The organism is Microbacterium sp. W4I20 (assembly GCF_030816505.1).
Classification (GTDB): Bacteria; Actinomycetota; Actinomycetes; order Actinomycetales; family Microbacteriaceae; genus Microbacterium.
The window spans coordinates 2,610,693-2,628,031 of record NZ_JAUSYB010000001.1 but is presented as its reverse complement, the minus strand read 5'-3'; the positions used below and the strand labels follow the sequence as shown (position 1 = coordinate 2,628,031).

Below are 17,339 nucleotides of genomic sequence, written 5' to 3'. Positions count from 1 at the left end.
TGTACCGTCGTAGTATTCACCACCCCCTAAGGAAAGTCAATGACTTCGGATGCTCCTCGCACCTACCGATCCGAGCTGAGGGCACGCCAGGCCCAGGAGACGCGGGGCCGGATCATCGCGTCTTCCGCCCGGTTGTTCGCCGGCCAGGGCTATCAGGCCACGACGATCGCTGCCATCGGACGTGAAGCAGGCGTGTCCGCAGAGACCGTGAAGACGACGGCCTCGAAGGCGGCGCTCCTCATCGCGGCGTTCGAGGTGACATTCTCCGGATCCGAGGCTGCGGAGACCCTCACCGACACCGAGGTCGCGGCCGGGATCATCGATCTGCCGGACGAGGTCTTCCTGAATGCCGTGCTCACGCAGATCACGACCGCGAACGCCCGCGGCCACGCGCTCTGGACGGTGCTGCTCGGCGCCGCACTCTCCGACCCCGTCGTCGACGAGGCGCTCCGCGGCATCCTGGAACGCCGCCGCGCCGACTACCGCCTGCTCGTCTCGGAGCTCGTCCGCCGCGGCCTGACCCCGCCGATCGATGAGCCGGATGCCGTGGCCGACGCGCTGTCGTTCCTGCTCTCGCCTGAGAGCTACCAGCAGCTGGTCGCGCAGTCCGGCTGGACCCCCGAGCGCTACGACGCGTGGCTGCGCGCCGCGGTCGCGGCCGAGCTCACTCCGCGCGGCTGACTAGCGCTCGAGAGCCGCCTTGCGCCGCTTCAGGTACTCGGCGAACTTCGGAGCCGTGTAGGCGTACTGCCCCTTCTGGATGCGGTACAACACGCCTTGATCGGTCAGCCGACCCATCAAGACATTGATGTTTCCGTCGCTCTTCGCACTCAGTGCGCGGATGTCCGCTGTCTTGAGCGGCGGATAGGGACAAGCCGCACTCAGCATCAGGACGTCCTGCTCACTCGGGGTCAACGTCTCGATGCGTCCTGCGTAGAACTCTTCGTCGAGGCGCTCGTAGATCTGCTCCTCGATGAGATCGAGCATCTCGACCGTGAGTGAATCGACCTTGGCATCCAACGCGGCCTCCCAGAGCTCGGCTCCCCACAGTTGGATGAAGAACGGATACCCCTCAACCTCTTCGAGCACGCGAGCGACGAGGTCGTCTGCAGCAGTGATGCCGGTGCCATCCAACGGCACGACGAAAGCATCTCGAGCTGCACCCGGGTTGCCTTCGAGTTCTCCGATGTTCTCCCCCTTGAACATCCGCTCGGAGTAGGTGCGCGCTCGCTGAAGGTTCGCGCGGAGCGTTGGCAGTCCACACATGACCAGGGCGATCGGCAGACCGGACTCCTGGAGGGCGTTTACGGCTGCGACGAGCATGGAGAGCGGATGCTCGCCTTCGCGGTCTTTGTCGTCGCGAATCACCTGCGCCTCGTCGAGAAGGATCGCGAAGCCCTCGCGCCCTGTCTCGACGGCGGCCTGCACGGTGTCGAAGAGCGCCTCGGCCAGTTCCGTCTCGCGTTCGCTGGAACCGGCGAGGCTGAAGGTGACGTCCTCGACCGTGACGTTCAGAAGCCCGCGGCTGGCCACCCACACATCTGAAACCGCCGCTCGAATCGCGCTCGCGAGGGAGAGCCGTCGCTTGGCTGCGGCGGCGAGGGCGACAAGAAGATCGGTCAGCTCGGTCTCGGTGTTGTGCCGCGGTTCGAGCTGCTTGCGGACGACCGCCCACCCCTTCGACCGGGCCTCTTGCTCCAGTTCTTTGAGCAGCACGGATTTCCCGACTCCCCGCAGTCCCGTGAGGCGGAGATTGGCGGGAATCTCGGGCGCCCCATCGAGAATCTTCTTGAATCGCGCAATCTGCGGTTGGCGTCCTGCCAGGTGCAATGGAGCGGTGGCCGCCCCGGGTCGGTAGGGGTTCTTTCTCGGCAAGTCACTCATTACGGCACTCCTGTTAGATTCACTTCAACCTAACATGATCGGTGTAATGACCGGAAGACCCGGCAATGACTGGAGACCGATCGCTCGCCGCCCTGAGTTACTCCGCGCGGCTGAGCCCGAAGTACTCGAGTTCCGCGGCGTTCAGCATCCGCGATCGGATGAGGAACCGCATGCCGGTCGGACCCTCGACGCTGAAGCCGGCGCCGCGCCCGGGGACGACGTCGATCGTCAGGTGCGTGTACTTCCAGTACTCGAACTGCGACTCCGACATGAAGACCTCGACCGGATCCGCGAGGCCCACGTCGAGCCCGCCGAGGAGCACGTCGCCCGGACCCGTGATGAACATCCCGACGGGGTAGCACATGGGCGACGAGCCGTCGCAGCATCCGCCGGACTGATGGAACATCAGCGGACCGTGCTGCTCGGTGAGCTCCCGGACGAGGGATGCCGCGGCATCCGTCACATCCACCCGCTGATACGTGCCGATGCTGACCATGACCGTCCCTTCTCCGTTTCTCACACACCTCTGGGTCCCTGAGCCTGTCGAAGGGCCGAACGCTCGGCGACGCTTCGACAGGCTCAGCGACCCACCGGATCGATCAGAAGAAGCCCATCGGGCCTTCCGCGTACGAGACGAGAAGGTTCTTCGTCTGCTGGTAGTGATCGAGCATCATCTTGTGGTTCTCGCGGCCGACGCCCGACTGCTTGTATCCGCCGAACGCCGCGTGCGCCGGGTACTGGTGGTAGGTGTTCGTCCAGACGCGTCCGGCCTCGATGGCCCGGCCTGCGCGGTAGGCGGTGTCGCCGCTGCGGCTCCAGACCCCGGCACCCAGGCCGTAGAGGGTGTCGTTGGCGATCGAGATCGCGTCGTCGAAGCCGTCGAACGAGGTCACGGACAGCACGGGTCCGAAGATCTCCTCCTGGAAGATGCGCATGTCGTTCGTGCCCTCGAAGACGGTCGGTTCGACGTAGTAGCCCTCGCTGAGGTCGCCGCCGAGGTCGACCCGCTCGCCGCCGACCAGCAGCTTCGCGCCGCCCTGCTTGCCGATGTCGATGTAGCTGAGGATCTTCTCGAGCTGATCGTTCGAGGCCTGGGCGCCGATCATCGTGGCCGGGTCGAGCGGGTTGCCCTGCACGACCTTCTTCACGCGTTCGAGTCCGTCCGCGAGGAAGCCGTCATAGATCGAGCGCTGGATCAGCGCCCGCGACGGGCAGGTGCAGACCTCACCCTGGTTCAGCGCGAACATCGTGAAGCCCTCGAGCGCCTTGTCGTAGAACGGGTCGGCGGTGTCGCGGGCGACGTCTTCGAAGAACACGTTCGGGCTCTTGCCTCCGAGTTCGAGCGTCACGGGGATCAGATTCTGCGAGGCGTACTGCATGATCAGGCGCCCGGTCGTGGTCTCGCCGGTGAAAGCCACCTTGCGGATGCGCTTGTGCTGCGCGAGCGGCGCGCCCGCCTCGATCCCGAAGCCGTTGACGATGTTGACGACCCCGGCCGGCAGCAGGTCGCCGATGATCTCGAACAGGAAGAGCAGGGATGCCGGGGTCTGCTCGGCCGGCTTGATGACGACGCAGTTGCCTGCGGCGAGCGCGGGCGCGAGCTTCCACACGGCCATCAGGATCGGGAAGTTCCAGGGGATGATCTGACCCACCACGCCGAGCGGCTCGTGGAAGTGATACGCGACGGTGTTCTCGTCGAGCTGGCTGATCCCGCCCTCCTGCGCCCGCAGCACGCCGGCGAAGTAGCGGAAGTGGTCGATCGCGAGGGGGATGTCGGCGGCGAGGGTCTCGCGCACCGGCTTGCCGTTCTCCCAGGTCTCGGCGACCGCGATCTCCTCGAGGTGCTGCTCCATGCGGTCGGCGATCCGGTTGAGGATGACCGAGCGCTCGGCCGGGCTGGTCTTGCCCCAGCCGGCGAATGCCTGCCAGGCGACATCGACCGCGCGGTCGATGTCGGCGCTGGTGCCGCGACCGACCTCGGTGAAGGGCTTGCCGTTGACCGGGCTGACGTTCTCGAAGTACTGGCCCTTGACCGGCTCGACGAATTCGCCGCCGATGTAGTGGCCGTAGCGCGGGCGGTAGGCGGCGACGGCTCCGGGCTGTCCGGGAGCGACGTAGGCGGCGGACGCGGGGGCGGTGGACACGTCTTCTTCGACGATGGTCATCGTGACTCCTTCGACGGGCCGCGCTTCGATGCGCGGGCTGTTCCCCGACGGTACGTCGCTGGAGGTTGCACCCGAGTGCGCAACGTTGCGAGAGGTTGCAGCGGTCGAACGTCCCTGGTTCCGGTCGCGATATTCCAGCAATATCGGCTCGAGATGGGTGCAGTTTCGCGACCGGAGCCGAGGTCGGACCCCGCGGTCAGGCCCGGTCGAGGCGCTCGATCCGGGCGACCAGCGCGGCGCGCTTCGGCGAGCGCGCCGGGAGCATCTCCAGCGCGAGGCGGAGCACCTCGGCATCCCCCTGCCCCTCGGGGATCTCGGCATACGCGAGCAGCACGTCGAGGCTGGCCTCGGACAGCATCACCTCGCGGAGCGCCGCGCGCACCGACTCGCGGAACTCCTCGACGCCGGGCGAGGTCGACTCGGGCAGCACCGGCCCCCGGTAGGCGGTCAGCGCCACGCGGTGCGCGCCGCGGTCGAGCAGCGAGAGCACGTCGTGGGCATCGGTCTCGAGCGGCACGGGCAGCCGGTACGGCCGCGACTCCGGCACCAGGTCGGGGGCGGTCCGCTCGAGCACCTTGCGCAACCGCACCATCTCGGGCCGCAGCGTATCGGGCGAGACCCCGGGGCCGTACACGAGCTCGCAGAGGCGCTCGGCGGACAGGCCCTGGCGGTGCACCGCGAGCATCAGCAGGATGGCGGCGTGCCGGGCGCTCAGCTCGACCATCGACTCATCGTGCGCGGACTCGGTCTCCAGCCGGGCACGGTCGCGGCCGAGCACGTGCAGGGTCGCTCGGGCCGTCTTGGTGCTCCGGGCCTTCGCCGGAGCCGAGCGCGGACTCGGGGTCTCGTTCCGTTCGCGCAGCCGGGCCACCATCAGCTCGGACTCGACGGCTCGGGCTGTCGCGTCGACCAGCAGACGCGCCTGGGTGCTCACGACCTCGGGACCGCCGGTGATGTCGATCACCCCGAGCAGCCGTCTCGTCTCAGGGTCGTGCACAGGAGCGGCCGTGCACGACCAGGGGTGCACGAGCCGGTTGTAATGCTCGGCGCCGCGGATCTGCACCGACTGCCCGAGGGCGAGGGCGGTGCCCGGGGCGCTCGTGCCTACGGCATCCTCCGACCAATTCGCCCCGGCGACGAAGCCCATGTCGTCGGTGAGGGATCGGAGCTGCCGGTCGCCCTCGATCCACAGCAGGCGGCCGGCCTTATCGCCGACGGCGATGATCACGCCGGAGTCTTCACCGGTGTCCGGAAGCAGCAGGGTGCGGATCATGTCCATCGCGGAGGCGAGCGGATGCGCGAGGCGATACTCCTCGAGCTCGTCGCTGATCAGTTCGAGCGGCGGCGCGCCCTCCGGCCCGACCCTCCCCCGCCAGGACCGCTCCCAGGACTCCCGCACCAGCGGTCGCACCTCGCGGAGCCGGCGATCGTCGAGGTTCCCCGCCAGCATCTCCTCGTGCGCGCGCTCGATGAGCAGTCGCGACGCCGGGGGAAGCGCGTCGCGGGAGACCTGCCACGGTGCAGACACAGCGTTCTCCGATCGTCGAAGATGATGCGTGGTCTCAGTGTAGGAGTCGGATGCCGCCGGCGTAACCGGTATATCGGTTCGAGATATACCGCGAAATCTGTCATCTGGCAATGGCGTATCCGATATTCCGCTGCCCTCTTACCGTGGAGACCATCACCGAGTCAGGAGGTCTCATGTCTGTCAGCACTTCCGTCCCCACTGGCTCCGAGACGCGCACCCGAGAGCACGAGGTCGCATCGACGGCCCCAGCCCAGGCCAGCTGGGAACTGCACGACTTCGACCGTTACGTCGTGAGCCAGGACGGCCCGGTCGGGTACATCGAAGTCGTCTCCCCCGTGTTCGTCTGCTACCTCGGGCATCCCTATGCCCTGGCGGAGGAGATCGCCCAGGTTCTCGACTTCGAGCGGGCAGTGCAGATCGTAGCCGAGCAGGCCGCGTCATCGCGGCGGCCTAAGCTCGCTCCATGAGTCTTGAGATCTGGCCGGGATCGGCATACCCCCTCGGAGCGACCTTCGACGGACAGGGAACGAACTTCGCGCTGTTCAGTGAAGGCGCGGAAAAAGTGGAGTTGTGCCTGTTCGAGGACGACGGTTCCGAGCAGCGCGTGAGCCTCACCGAGGTCGACGCCTTCGTCTGGCACGGCTACCTGCCCGCCGTGCAGCCGGGGCAGCTGTACGGCTACCGCGTGCACGGACCGTTCGACCCCGCCGACGGCAAGCGCTTCAACCCGAACAAGCTGCTGCTCGACCCCTACGCCAAGGCCGTCGCCGGCCGCATCGAGTGGGGCCAGGCTCCCTTCGGCTACGACTTCGGCGACGCCGATTCCCGCAACGACGACGATTCCGCCGCCTCGATGGTGAAGGGTGTCGTCGTCAACCCGTTCTTCGAGTGGGCGGGCGACCGGCTGCCGAAGACCCCCTACGCGCAGACCGTGATCTACGAGGCGCACGTGAAGGGTCTGACCGTTCGGCATCCGGAGGTCCCCGAGGAGCTCCGCGGCACCTATGCCGGCATCGCCCACCCCGCCGTCATCGAGCACCTCACCCGCCTCGGCGTGACGGCCCTCGAACTGATGCCTGTGCACCAGTTCGTCGACGACTCGGTGCTCGAGGAGAAGGGCCTGTCGAACTACTGGGGGTACAACACCCTCGGCTTCTTCGCCCCGCACAGCGGCTACTCGTCCAGCGGCGAGCACGGTCAGCAGGTGCAGGAGTTCCGTGCGATGGTGCGGGCGCTGCACGCGGCCGGCATCGAGGTGATCCTCGACGTGGTCTACAACCACACCGCCGAGGGCAACCACATGGGGCCCACCATCTCGATGCGCGGAATCGACAACGAGGCTTACTACCGCCTCGAAGAGGACAAGCGCTACTACACCGACTACACCGGCACCGGGAACAGCCTGAACGCCGGCAGCCCGCACGCACTGCAGCTCATCATGGACTCGCTGCGCTACTGGGTGACCGAGATGCACGTCGACGGATTCCGCTTCGACCTGGCATCGACGCTCGCCCGCGAGTTCTACGACGTCGACCGGCTGTCGACGTTCTTCGAGCTCGTGCAGCAGGACCCGATCGTGTCGCAGGTGAAGTTGATCGCCGAGCCGTGGGATGTCGGCCCCGGCGGCTACCAGGTCGGCAACTTCCCGCCGCAGTGGACCGAGTGGAACGGCAAGTACCGCGACACCGTGCGCGACTTCTGGCGCGGCGAGCCGCAGGCGCTCGGCGAGTTCGCCTCGCGCCTCACCGGCTCCGCCGACCTGTACGAGCACTCCGGCCGCCGCCCCGTCGCCTCGATCAACTTCGTCACCGCGCACGACGGCTTCACGCTGCGCGACCTGGTCTCGTACAACGAGAAGAACAACGAGGCCAACGGCGAGGACAACAACGACGGCGAATCCCACAACCGCTCCGACAACATGGGCGCGGAGGGACCGACCGACGACGAGGCCGTCAACCGGCGTCGGGCCCGTCAGCAGCGCAACTTCCTCGCCACGCTGCTGCTCTCGCAGGGCGTGCCGATGATCTCGCACGGCGATGAGCTCGGACGCACGCAGAGCGGCAACAACAACGGCTACGCGCAGGACAACGAGCTGACCTGGATCGACTGGGATGCCGCCGACCTGCCGCTGATCGAGTTCACCGCCGCCGTGGCGCGGCTCCGCCGCCGGCATCCGACCTTCCGGCGCAGCCGGTTCTTCAACGGCCGCCCGGTCGACCTCGACGACGAGCGCATCGCCGACGTGGTCTGGCTCCGGCCCGACGGCAGTCCGATGGCGCCGCGGGACTGGGACTCCGGATTCGGACGCCTGGTGGGAATGTTCCTCAACGGGCAGGGCATCCGCGAGAAGGACATCCGCGGGCTCGCCGTCACCGATGTGAACTTCATCGTGTACTTCAACAGCGGCGACCAGCCCGTCGACGTGACGCTTCCGGATGACCGGCACGGCGAGCACTGGCATGTGGCCGTCGACACCGCGGGCGAGCTGGCCGACGGATCGGATCACGCCGCCGGCACGCAGCTCACGGTCGAGGCGAAGTCGCTCCTGGTGCTGCAAGAGGTCGACGGACCGGAGCCGTCGACTGACGACTCGGTGGATGCTTCCCTCCGGATGCAGAACGATCAGGCAGACGGCGTGTCCCCCGCGCCGAGAGCGGAGCAGGCGACCTCATGACACGACGGCCGATCTCGACGTATCGACTCCAGATCAGCGACCGGTTCCCGCTCGACGAAGCGGCCGCGGTCACGGAGTATCTGAGCGAACTCGGGGCCGGCTGGGCGTATCTGTCGCCGCTGCTCGCGGCCGTGCCCGGCTCGAATCACGGCTACGACGTGGTGGATCACTCCCGGGTGGACCCGGACCGCGGCGGCGAGGCGGGACTCGAGCGGTTCGCCGCCGCCGCGCGAGCTGCCGGCCTCGGCATCCTCGTCGACACCGTGCCCAATCACGTCGGCGTGGCCGTTCCGCGCCAGAACCCGTGGTGGTGGGACGTGCTGCGGCTCGGCCGGGCGTCTCGGCACGCGGTCGCGTTCGACATCGACTGGAAGGCCGGCGGCGACCGGGTGCTGCTGCCCATCCTGGGCTCCTTGCCCGACGACGCGCTGGCCAAGGGCGAGCTCGTCATCGATACGTCGCCCGCCGACGACGCCCCCGACGGCGTGCTGAGCTACTTCGACCATGTGCTTCCGCTCGCGCCCGGGTCCGCCGCGCACGCGGACGACCTCCCAGCGCTGCTCGCGGCGCAGCACTACGAACTGCGGTTCTGGGAGGACCAGAACACCGGGCTGAACTACCGCCGGTTCTTCGCGGTGGTGGAGCTGGCTGGCATCCGGGTCGAGCTGCCCGACGTGTTCGCCGACTCCCACCGTGAGATCGTCCGCTGGGTGCGCGACGGCCTGGTGGACGGCATCCGCGTGGATCATCCCGACGGACTCGCCGACCCGGCCGGATACCTGGAGCAACTGGCGGATGCCACGGGCCGCGCCTACACGCTCGTCGAGAAGATCCTCGAGCCGGGTGAGGCGCTCCCCGCCTACTGGCGCACCGACGGGACCACCGGTTACGACGCCCTCGCCGAACTCGACCGACTGTTCGTCGACCGAGACGGGGTCGACGAACTGACCGCCCTCGACGCGCGGCTGCGCACCGAGTCGGGACTGCCCGAGGCGCAGGCCTGGCCCGACCTCATCCACGACACGAAGCGGATGATCGCCGACGAGCTGCTCGGCTCCGAGGTGCGGCGGCTCGTGCGCACCCTGCCACAGGGGATCGTGCAGGCCGAGGATGCGCTCGCCGAACTGCTGGCCTGCTTCCCGGTGTACCGCTCGTACCTCCCCGAGGGCGTCGCGCACCTGCGGCACGCGTTCGCCGACGCGCGGCGTCGCCGCCCCGATCTCACCTCGGCCTTCGCCGAGCTCGAGCCGCTGCTCGCCGACGCGCGCCTCGAGGTCGCTCAGCGTTTCCAGCAGACCAGCGGCGCGGTCATGGCGAAGGGCGTCGAAGACACCGCGTTCTACCGCTACTCGCGCCTGGGATCGCTGACCGAGGTCGGCGCGGATCCGTCGATCGCCGCCCTGTCGGTCGCCGAGTTCCACGATGCGCAGCGTGATCGTCTCGCCGGCTGGCCGTACGCGATGACGACCCTGTCGACGCACGACACGAAGCGCTCCGAAGACGTGCGGGCGCGACTCGCCGTGCTGTCCGAGATGCCGGACCGCTGGGCCGAGGTGCTGACCGAACTCCGCGCCGTGGCGAGCACCGGCCACGGTCCGCTCGACGCACTCCTCTGGCAGGCCGTGGTCGGTGCCTGGCCGATCCCCTCCGACCGTCTGCTCGCCTACGCGACCAAGGCCGCGCGCGAAGCATCGGAGTCCACGACGTGGCAGCATCCGGATGCGGATTTCGAGAAGGGTCTCGACGCGATCGCACAGTCGATCGAGGGGGCGGCGCGACCGATCATCGAGCGCTTCGTCGCCGAGATCGTGGATGCCGGGCGCTCCAACTCCCTGTCGGCGAAGCTGCTGCTGCTCACCGGCCCCGGGGTGCCCGACGTGTACCAGGGCTCGGAGCTTTGGGACCTGTCCCTGGTCGACCCCGACAACCGCCGTCCGGTCGACTTCGACGCGCGTGCACGGATGCTGCGAGAGCTCGACGCCGACGTCGCCCGCGGCATCCTCCCTCCGGTGGACGATTCCGGGCGGGCCAAGATGCTCGTCACGTCGCGCGCTCTTCGCCTGCGGCGCGACCACCCGGAGCTGTTCCGCTTCTACCGCCCGGCCGTCGTCGAGGGAGAGGCCGCCGATCACGCTGTCGCGGTGCACCGCGGCGGGGCGACCGCCGTCGCGACGCGGCTGCCGGTGGGTCTCGCCCGCCGCGGCGGCTGGGGCGACACCGTCATGATGCGGCCCGACATCCCCGGTACCGACGTGCTCACCGGACGGCGCATCGAGCCCGGCCCGGTGCGACTGGCCGAGCTGTTCGAGACCTACCCGGTGGCGCTGATCGAGCTCGCCCGGTGAGAGAGGACCCACGATGATCGAGGTCTGGGGACCCCGCGCCCAGCGGATGCGGCTCCGACGAATCGCCGACGACGGCTCGACGGTCGATGAACGGGAGCTGGATGCCGGCGCCGACGGCTGGTGGCGCGCAGACGTCGAGCTCGCTGACGGTGAGCGCTACGGATTCCTGATCGATGACAGCGATCAGCTGCGTCCCGATCCTCGGTCGCGACGGCAGCCGGAGGGTGTGCACGGGCCCTCGGCCGCCTTCGACGTCGACGCATTCACCTGGACCGACCACTCCTGGACCGGACGGCAGCTCGCCGGCGGCCTCATCTACGAGCTGCACCTCGGCACGTTCACGCCGGAGGGCACGCTCGACGCGGCCATCGGGCGCCTCGACCATCTCGTCGATCTCGGGGTCTCGCATGTCGAGCTGCTCCCGGTCAACGCCTTCAACGGGCAGTGGAACTGGGGATACGACGGCGTGCTCTGGTACGCGGTTCACGAAGGGTACGGAGGCCCGAGCGCCTACCAGCGCTTCGTCGACGCGGCGCATGCGCACGGGCTGGCCGTGATCCAGGACGTCGTCTACAACCACCTGGGTCCGAGTGGCAACTACCTGCCGGAGTTCGGCCCGTACCTTCGGGAGGGCAGCCGCAACACCTGGGGCGACTCGGTGAACCTCGACGAATCGGCCGTGCGCGAGTTCATCGTCGAGAACGCCCTGATGTGGATGCGCGATCATCACGTCGATGGGCTCCGCCTCGACGCGGTGCACGCGCTGCACGATGAGCAGGCGGTGCACATCCTGCGCGAGCTCGCCGAACGCACCGATGCGCTCTCGGCGCACGAGAACCGTCCGCTGACGCTGATCGCCGAGTCCGATCTGAACGACCCGACGCTCATCCTGCCGCGGGATGCCGGGGGCTACGGCCTCACGGCCCAGTGGTCGGACGACTGGCACCACGCGATGCATGTCGCACTCACGGGCGAGACGGTCGGCTACTACGCCGACTTCGCCGCGGAGGATGCTGTCGCCAAGGTGTCGGAGGGCGGGTTCTTCCACGATGGGACGTTCTCGTCGTTCCGCGGGCGTGCGCACGGAGCGCCGGTTCCGTCGGAGGTACCCGCGTGGCGCCTGGTGACGTTCGCGCAGGATCACGACCAGATCGGGAACCGGGCCGCCGGCGACCGCCTCTCGGCGTCGCTCTCGGTCGATCGGCTCGCCGTCGCCGCGGTGCTCACCCTGACCGCACCGGGAACGCCGATGCTGTTCATGGGTGAGGAGTGGGGTGCGTCGACCCCGTGGCAGTTCTTCACCTCGCATCCGGAGCCGGAGCTCGGGCGTCTGGTGTCGGAAGGGCGCAAGGCCGAGTTCGCGAGGATGGAGTGGGACACGGATTCCGTGCCCGACCCGCAGGACCCCGCAACCTTCGAGCGCTCGCACCTCGATTGGAGCGAGCTCTCGCGCCCCGATCATGCCCGCCTTCTGAATCTGTACCGCGAGCTCGCGGCCCTGCGGCGCGAGCGGCCGGAGCTGACGGATCCTCTGCTGTCGGCGACGACTGTCACGACCTGGGAGTCCGACGGCACCCCCGATCATCGGGTGTACCGGATCGACCGTGGCGACCTCTCGGTGCTGGTCAACCTCTCGGCCGATCCGGCGGAGTTCGACCTCGGGACGGATGCTGAGGTGTTGCTGTCGACGGTGCCCGTCGAGGTGATCGAGGGTTCGCCGGTGCTGCCGCCGGACTCCGCGGCCGTCGTCATCCGGCGTCCGTAGCGCTGGCTGGCGAGAGCGACCAGGATGGCGGGATGACCTCCTCCGTCGCAGTGGTCTCCGACATCCATGGCGTGCTACCCGCCCTGGAAAGTGTGCTCGCCGAGCCCGCCGTCGCCGAAGCCGAACTGCTCGTCGTGACGGGCGATCACACCTGGGGCCCGCAGCCGACAGAGGTGCTCGACCGGCTGACAGCGCTCGGCGACCGTGCGGTGCTCGTGCGCGGCAACGCCGATCGTGAACTGCTCCATCTCGCGCTCGGCATTGACGACGCGGCCGACGCCGACGACTTGACGATCTGGGGTGCGGGTCGACTCTTGCCTGCCCACCGCGACCTGCTCGAGCGGATGCCGGAGCAGGTCACGATCGACGTGGACGGATTCGGCGCCGTGCGCTTCTGCCACGCCACGCCGCGGTCCGACGAGGAGGTCGTCCTCGTCGACACCCGGGCGGAACGCTGGGTCGAAGCGCTCGCCGATCTGCCGGATGACGTCCGCACCCTCGTCTGCGGGCACACGCACATGCCGTTCCTGCGGCTGGTCGACGGACGACTCGTCGTCAATCCGGGCAGCGTCGGGCTCCCCTATGGGCGTTCCGGGGCTCACTGGGCGCTGCTGTCGAACGGTGCGGTGACGCTGGGGCGCACGCCGATCGACCCCGACGAGCTCGCCGCCGAGGTCATCGCGAACTCGACGTTCCCCGGCATCCGCGCCTGGGTCGACGACTTCCTGCGCTCCCCCGCGACCGACCTCGACGCCCTCGCAGCGTTCGGGCCGCGCGATGGACGGACTCCCGGAGATGCGACCGGCTGAGTAACCTCGATCGCATGGGCAAGGTCGCGTGGGGTTTCACCAGTTCGATCGACGGCTTCATCGCTGGGCCGGGTCACGACATGGGCTGGCTCTCGGCCGCGGAGCCGATGACCGAGGGGGCGACCGAGCGGATGGCGGGAGAGGTCGCCGTGATCATCTCCGGCCGACGCGGATACGACGCCGCGAAGGCGCAGGTCGACGAGCGCGACGAGATGACCTCCGAGGCCTACGGCGGAGCGTGGTCGGGAACCGAGTTCATCCTCACGCACCGGCCCGAGGAGTTGGCGGAAGACGACAGCGTCGTCGCGCTGGACTGCGACATCATCGAGGCGATCCGTCGCGCGCAGGAGATCGCCGGCGACCGCGACATACAGATCATCAGCGCCGACATCGCGCGGCAGGCTCTCGAGCACGACCTCGTCGACGAGCTGCAGGTGTTCGTCGCGCCGGTGTTCCTCGGCGACGGCATCCGCATCTTCGATGTTCCCGGTGGTCGACGATACGACTGGGAGCTCGTCGAGATCTACGAGGGGGCGGAGCGCAGCTTCGGGCGCACCTACCGCCCGAAGCGGTCGAGTCCGGAGTGACCGCTCCCAGGGTCCGCGTCAGGTGGCGCGGCTACCCTCGGAGGATGCGTCGACTCCTCGCTGTTCCGCTCGTGCTCGCCGCCGGTCTGCTCGCGGGCTGCTCGCAGGTGACCGGGTTCGCCGGCGATGTCCTCGGCGTCCCGGTGGAGGAGACGTGCACGGCCTTCGACGATGCATACGGCCAGTACGAAGCTCTGCTCGCGCAGGGCGACGTGACCGCGGAGCAGGCCGACGCCGCGCGCGACGAACTGGTCGGCACTCTGGAGGGCCTCGCCGACGACGTCGACGGGCAGGTGGGCGATGTCATCCGCTCGGGCGCTCAGCAGCTCGGCGCCATGACCGACCTCCAGGCGCCGGAGACCATCGAAGCCATCACGCAGCTGAAGGACTCGGTCTCGGCGTTCTGCGGCTGAGTCCGGCCGCGCCGGTCAGACGGGCAGCACGCGCCCGGTGATCACGCCCTCGACCGCGCGGATGTAAGCCGTCGCGACCTCGTCGTCGGTCACCGGACGGTGTCCGGGGAAGGTCGCGTGATAGCCCGGAGAGTTCTCGAGCACGTCGGGTGAGACGGCGTTGATGCGGATGCCGCGCGGCGCCTCGGCCGCGGCCGTGATCACGAACGACTCGAGCGCGCCGTTGGCCATCGCGGCCGCGGCGCCGGTGGCGATGGGTTCGCGGGCGAGCACACCGCTGGTCAGGGTGATCGAGCCACCGTCGCGTACCCGGTCGAGCGCCTGGGAGAGCACCTCGATCTGGGCGAGCGTCTTCTTCGTGAAGGCAGCGACGTAGTCGTCGCGACCGAGCTCGGTCAGCGGCTTGAACCCGACCGAACCGACGGCGACCACGACGGCGTCGAGCTCGCCGACCGTGGAGAACAGCTCGCGGATCGACGCGGGGTCGTAGACATCGACGGAGGGAGTGGAGCTTCGCGAGGCACGGACGACCTCGTGTCCGCGCTGCTCGAGCGCGGTCGCGACGACGCCGCCGATGCTGCCGGTCGCGCCGATGACCAGTGTCTTCATGTCGGATTCCCCTCGTCGAGCACCTCCCCGCGGGACTGCGCGAGGACTTTCCAACCTATCGCTCGGCGTGAGAGACAACGTCGAATTCCGCTCGCAGGGGACCTCACGCGGGCGGCGCAGGGGGTCAGTAGATGTTCGTCGGCCCCACCGGCTCTGCACCTCGCCTGCTCGCGATCTGCGTGCGCAACGCGATGTCGTCCCACAGGCGCACCTCCTTCACGATCAGCCCCTGGTGCAGGGTGAACTGCGAGATTCCGAGCAGGTCGATCGGTTCGCCTGTGAGGGGACCGTAGTTCGGTACACCGATGTAATCGCCGGTGAACTTCCAGGTGACCGCCACACGGGTGCCGGCGTAGCGGATGTCGTGGTGGGCCTGCACGTCGCGGACCTCGAAGCGTCCTGCCGGGAACGATTCGAGCAGCGAGAGCAGCGCACGGCGGTACCCCTCCGGCCGGATGATGTGTCGATTCCCCACGGTGAGCAGGGTGAGGTCCCGATGGAAGAACTTCTCGACCGCGTGCAGGTCGCGGTCGTTCCAGACCGCCTCGATCATCTCGAGCACGGTCTCGACCTCGGCCCTGTGCTCGTCGGGCCGCGGACCGGAGTCGCCGGTGATGACCGGATCGTCTGGCGCAGCATCCGCCCAACTCGCGACGTAGCCGCGGAAGGCGTACTCGCGCGCCACCTCGTCGGGGTCGAGCCCATCCTGCAACGCCTCGGCGAGGGTATCGCGCACGACCCACTCCTCCACCATGCGTCCGCGCCGGTAGAGGCAGTTCGCGATCGTGCGGCTCACGCGCGGCGACAAGAGGTCGCCGACGACGACGAGGTGCGAACTGAGGAACGCGTCGTCACCCCGCGCCTCCCACACGATGTCCTCGGTCTGGCTGACCCGGTCGGGTGCCTCGGCGATGCGCATCAGCGTGCCCTCGAGCACCTCGTCACGGGTCGTCGCGGTGCCGAAGCCGCCGTGCACGATCGAGTCGGGTTCGTAGTTGTCGCGGATGAAGCTGATCGAGCGGTCGACCCAGATGAGGTCGGTCACCTCGCGGATGAAATCGTCCGGATCGGCGTACGGCTGGTAGGCGACGGGGTCGAGGGTCACGTGTTGCTCCTGCTTCGTTGCGGTGAAGGGCGTGGGCGGTCAGGAAAGGGAGTCGGCGACGGAGCGCCAGCGGTCGGAGAACTCGGCCGCGCGAGCATCCGACCACTGCGGTTCGAAGGTGTGTGACGGCGACCAGGGGATGACGGCGTCCGCCAGGGCCAGCCCGGGATTCATCGCGCATCGGGCGAGGGCCGCGGCTCCCAGCGGCGTCGCGTGCTGGGAGGGATACACGTCGACCGGGATGCGCATGAGGTCGGCGACGGCCTGCATGAGCACGCGGCTCTGCGTGAGGCCGCCGTCGACGCGCAGACGCTGCAGCGGCTGCCCGAGGTCGGTGGCCATCGCCCGGGCGAGCTCGGCGACCTGGGCGGCGATGCCCTCGAGCACCGCGCGCACGAGGTGCTCACTGCCGGTCGACAGGGTCATGCCGGTGATCGTCGCCGTGGCATCCGGTCGCCACCACGGAGCCGCGAGACCCGCGAGCGCCGGCACGCACAGCACGCCGTGTGAGTCGTCGGCGGCCACCCGGTCGAGGTCGGCGGCGGTATCGATGAACGTCAGCCTCTCGAGCCATTGCACAGCGGATGCCGCGGTGTACACCTGCCCGTCGAGGCAGTAGGTCGTGCTTCCGCCCTGCTGCCAGGCGACCGACGACGACAGATTCGCCGACGACCGCACCGCCGTGTTCCCGGTGTTCGCGAGCAGGAAGGCACCGGTTCCGAAGGTGCACTTCGCCTCGCCCGGTTGCAGGCAGTTCTGCGCGACGAGGGCCGCCTGTTGATCGACGATGAGCCCGCCGACGGCTGCGTTCGACCCGAACGCGGTGGTCGACCCGGCGATGTCATCGCAGGCGAGGATCGTCGGCATCCGCTCATCGCCCAGACCGAAGAGGTCGAGCAGTCCGGCATCCCACGCTGCGGTGTCGAGGTCGAGCACGAGCGAGCGGCTGGCGGTCGACGCATCCGTCACGAACTCCCCGGTCAGCTGATGCAGCAGCCACGTGTCGGAGGTCGTGACCACCCCTTCCCGCGTGACGTTGCGGCGCAGCCACGCCTGCTTCGGCGCACTGAAGTACGGATCGAGCACAAGGCCGGTGCGGGTGGCGATGTCGTCGGCGTGGTCGCGCAGCTCGGCGCAGATCGACTCGGACCGGCGGTCCTGCCAGACGATCATGTTCGACAGCGGCACCCCCGTTTCGGGATCCCAGGCGAGCACGGTCTCGCCCTGGTTCGCGAGAGTGACGATGTCGATGTCGACCTTCGCCTGGTTCGCGGCGACCCGTCCCGCGCGCAGCACCGAGTCGAGCACCGCCAGCGGGTCGTGCTCGACGCCGCCGCCGGGCAGGTAGGTCGGACGCACAGACACCTCGCTGAGCGACAGCACCGCACCGGATTCGTCGACGACGACGGCCTTGGTGCCGGAGGTGCCCTGGTCTATGGCGAGAACGGTGGTCAT

Annotated in this window: 15 protein-coding genes; 8 read left to right on the top strand and 7 right to left on the bottom strand. The window is 68.7% G+C overall.

The annotated features are described in order from the left end of the window. Nucleotides 1-39 precede the first annotated feature (39 nt). Nucleotides 40-681, top strand: a complete 642-nt coding sequence (locus QFZ21_RS12790) for a TetR/AcrR family transcriptional regulator (RefSeq protein ID WP_307378386.1) — start codon at nucleotides 40-42, stop codon at nucleotides 679-681. Here the strand turns inward: QFZ21_RS12790 and QFZ21_RS12785 are convergent, their stop codons facing one another. From QFZ21_RS12785 to QFZ21_RS12770, 4 genes are all read right to left on the bottom strand, one after another. Continuing rightward, entirely contained in the window at nucleotides 682-1,884 is a 1,203-nt protein-coding gene (locus tag QFZ21_RS12785) for an ATP-binding protein (protein ID WP_307378384.1), read from the bottom strand. A gap of 97 nt (nucleotides 1,885-1,981) precedes the next feature. After that, on the bottom strand, nucleotides 1,982-2,380 hold the full coding sequence (locus QFZ21_RS12780; RefSeq protein WP_307378383.1) for a DUF779 domain-containing protein: 399 nt from the start codon (nucleotides 2,378-2,380) through the stop codon (nucleotides 1,982-1,984). A gap of 103 nt (nucleotides 2,381-2,483) precedes the next feature. Further along, nucleotides 2,484-4,049: an aldehyde dehydrogenase family protein gene (locus tag QFZ21_RS12775; protein ID WP_307378381.1), complete on the bottom strand. Its 1,566-nt coding sequence runs from the start codon at nucleotides 4,047-4,049 to the stop codon at nucleotides 2,484-2,486. Between the two features lie 196 nt (nucleotides 4,050-4,245). After that, a complete protein-coding gene (locus QFZ21_RS12770) occupies nucleotides 4,246-5,577 on the bottom strand; it encodes a GAF domain-containing protein (RefSeq protein WP_307378379.1) in 1,332 nt (443 codons plus the stop codon). A gap of 173 nt (nucleotides 5,578-5,750) precedes the next feature. Here QFZ21_RS12770 and QFZ21_RS12765 point away from each other — a divergent pair, with 173 nt between their 5' ends. Genes QFZ21_RS12765 through QFZ21_RS12735 form a run of 7 tightly spaced genes read left to right on the top strand, consistent with a single transcriptional unit; the run spans nucleotide 5,751 to nucleotide 14,170 of the window. Further along, nucleotides 5,751-6,044: a hypothetical protein gene (locus QFZ21_RS12765; RefSeq protein ID WP_307378377.1), complete on the top strand. Its 294-nt coding sequence runs from the start codon at nucleotides 5,751-5,753 to the stop codon at nucleotides 6,042-6,044. Further along, nucleotides 6,041-8,251, top strand: a complete 2,211-nt coding sequence (glgX, locus tag QFZ21_RS12760; protein ID WP_307378375.1) for a glycogen debranching protein GlgX — start codon at nucleotides 6,041-6,043, stop codon at nucleotides 8,249-8,251. The genes QFZ21_RS12765 and glgX overlap by 4 nt, the downstream gene beginning before the upstream one ends. Beyond that, complete coding sequence (treY, locus tag QFZ21_RS12755) at nucleotides 8,248-10,596, top strand: malto-oligosyltrehalose synthase (RefSeq protein ID WP_307378373.1); 2,349 nt, start codon at nucleotides 8,248-8,250, stop codon at nucleotides 10,594-10,596. The genes glgX and treY overlap by 4 nt, the downstream gene beginning before the upstream one ends. Nucleotides 10,597-10,609: 13 nt before the next feature. Then, nucleotides 10,610-12,361 carry a malto-oligosyltrehalose trehalohydrolase gene (treZ, locus tag QFZ21_RS12750; RefSeq protein ID WP_307378371.1) on the top strand — a complete coding sequence of 584 codons (1,752 nt, stop codon included), beginning with the start codon at nucleotides 10,610-10,612 and terminating at the stop codon, nucleotides 12,359-12,361. A 32-nt stretch (nucleotides 12,362-12,393) separates the two neighbouring features. Further along, entirely contained in the window at nucleotides 12,394-13,170 is a 777-nt protein-coding gene (locus QFZ21_RS12745; RefSeq protein ID WP_307378369.1) for a metallophosphoesterase, read from the top strand. Between the two features lie 14 nt (nucleotides 13,171-13,184). Beyond that, nucleotides 13,185-13,757 (top strand): dihydrofolate reductase family protein, encoded by a 573-nt coding sequence (locus QFZ21_RS12740; protein ID WP_307378367.1) that lies wholly within the window; start codon nucleotides 13,185-13,187, stop codon nucleotides 13,755-13,757. Nucleotides 13,758-13,801: 44 nt separating this feature from the next. Beyond that, the gene (locus QFZ21_RS12735; RefSeq protein WP_307378365.1) at nucleotides 13,802-14,170 is read left to right on the top strand and encodes a hypothetical protein; all 369 of its coding nucleotides are present in this window, start codon (nucleotides 13,802-13,804) and stop codon (nucleotides 14,168-14,170) included. Between the two features lie 15 nt (nucleotides 14,171-14,185). Here QFZ21_RS12735 and QFZ21_RS12730 read toward each other — a convergent pair whose 3' ends face one another. From QFZ21_RS12730 to QFZ21_RS12720, 3 genes are all read right to left on the bottom strand, one after another. Continuing rightward, nucleotides 14,186-14,779, bottom strand: a complete 594-nt coding sequence (locus QFZ21_RS12730) for a short chain dehydrogenase (RefSeq protein ID WP_307378363.1) — start codon at nucleotides 14,777-14,779, stop codon at nucleotides 14,186-14,188. Between the two features lie 124 nt (nucleotides 14,780-14,903). Continuing rightward, the gene (locus QFZ21_RS12725; protein WP_307378361.1) at nucleotides 14,904-15,884 is read right to left on the bottom strand and encodes an ester cyclase; all 981 of its coding nucleotides are present in this window, start codon (nucleotides 15,882-15,884) and stop codon (nucleotides 14,904-14,906) included. A gap of 39 nt (nucleotides 15,885-15,923) precedes the next feature. Then, entirely contained in the window at nucleotides 15,924-17,339 is a 1,416-nt protein-coding gene (locus tag QFZ21_RS12720; protein WP_307378360.1) for an FGGY family carbohydrate kinase, read from the bottom strand.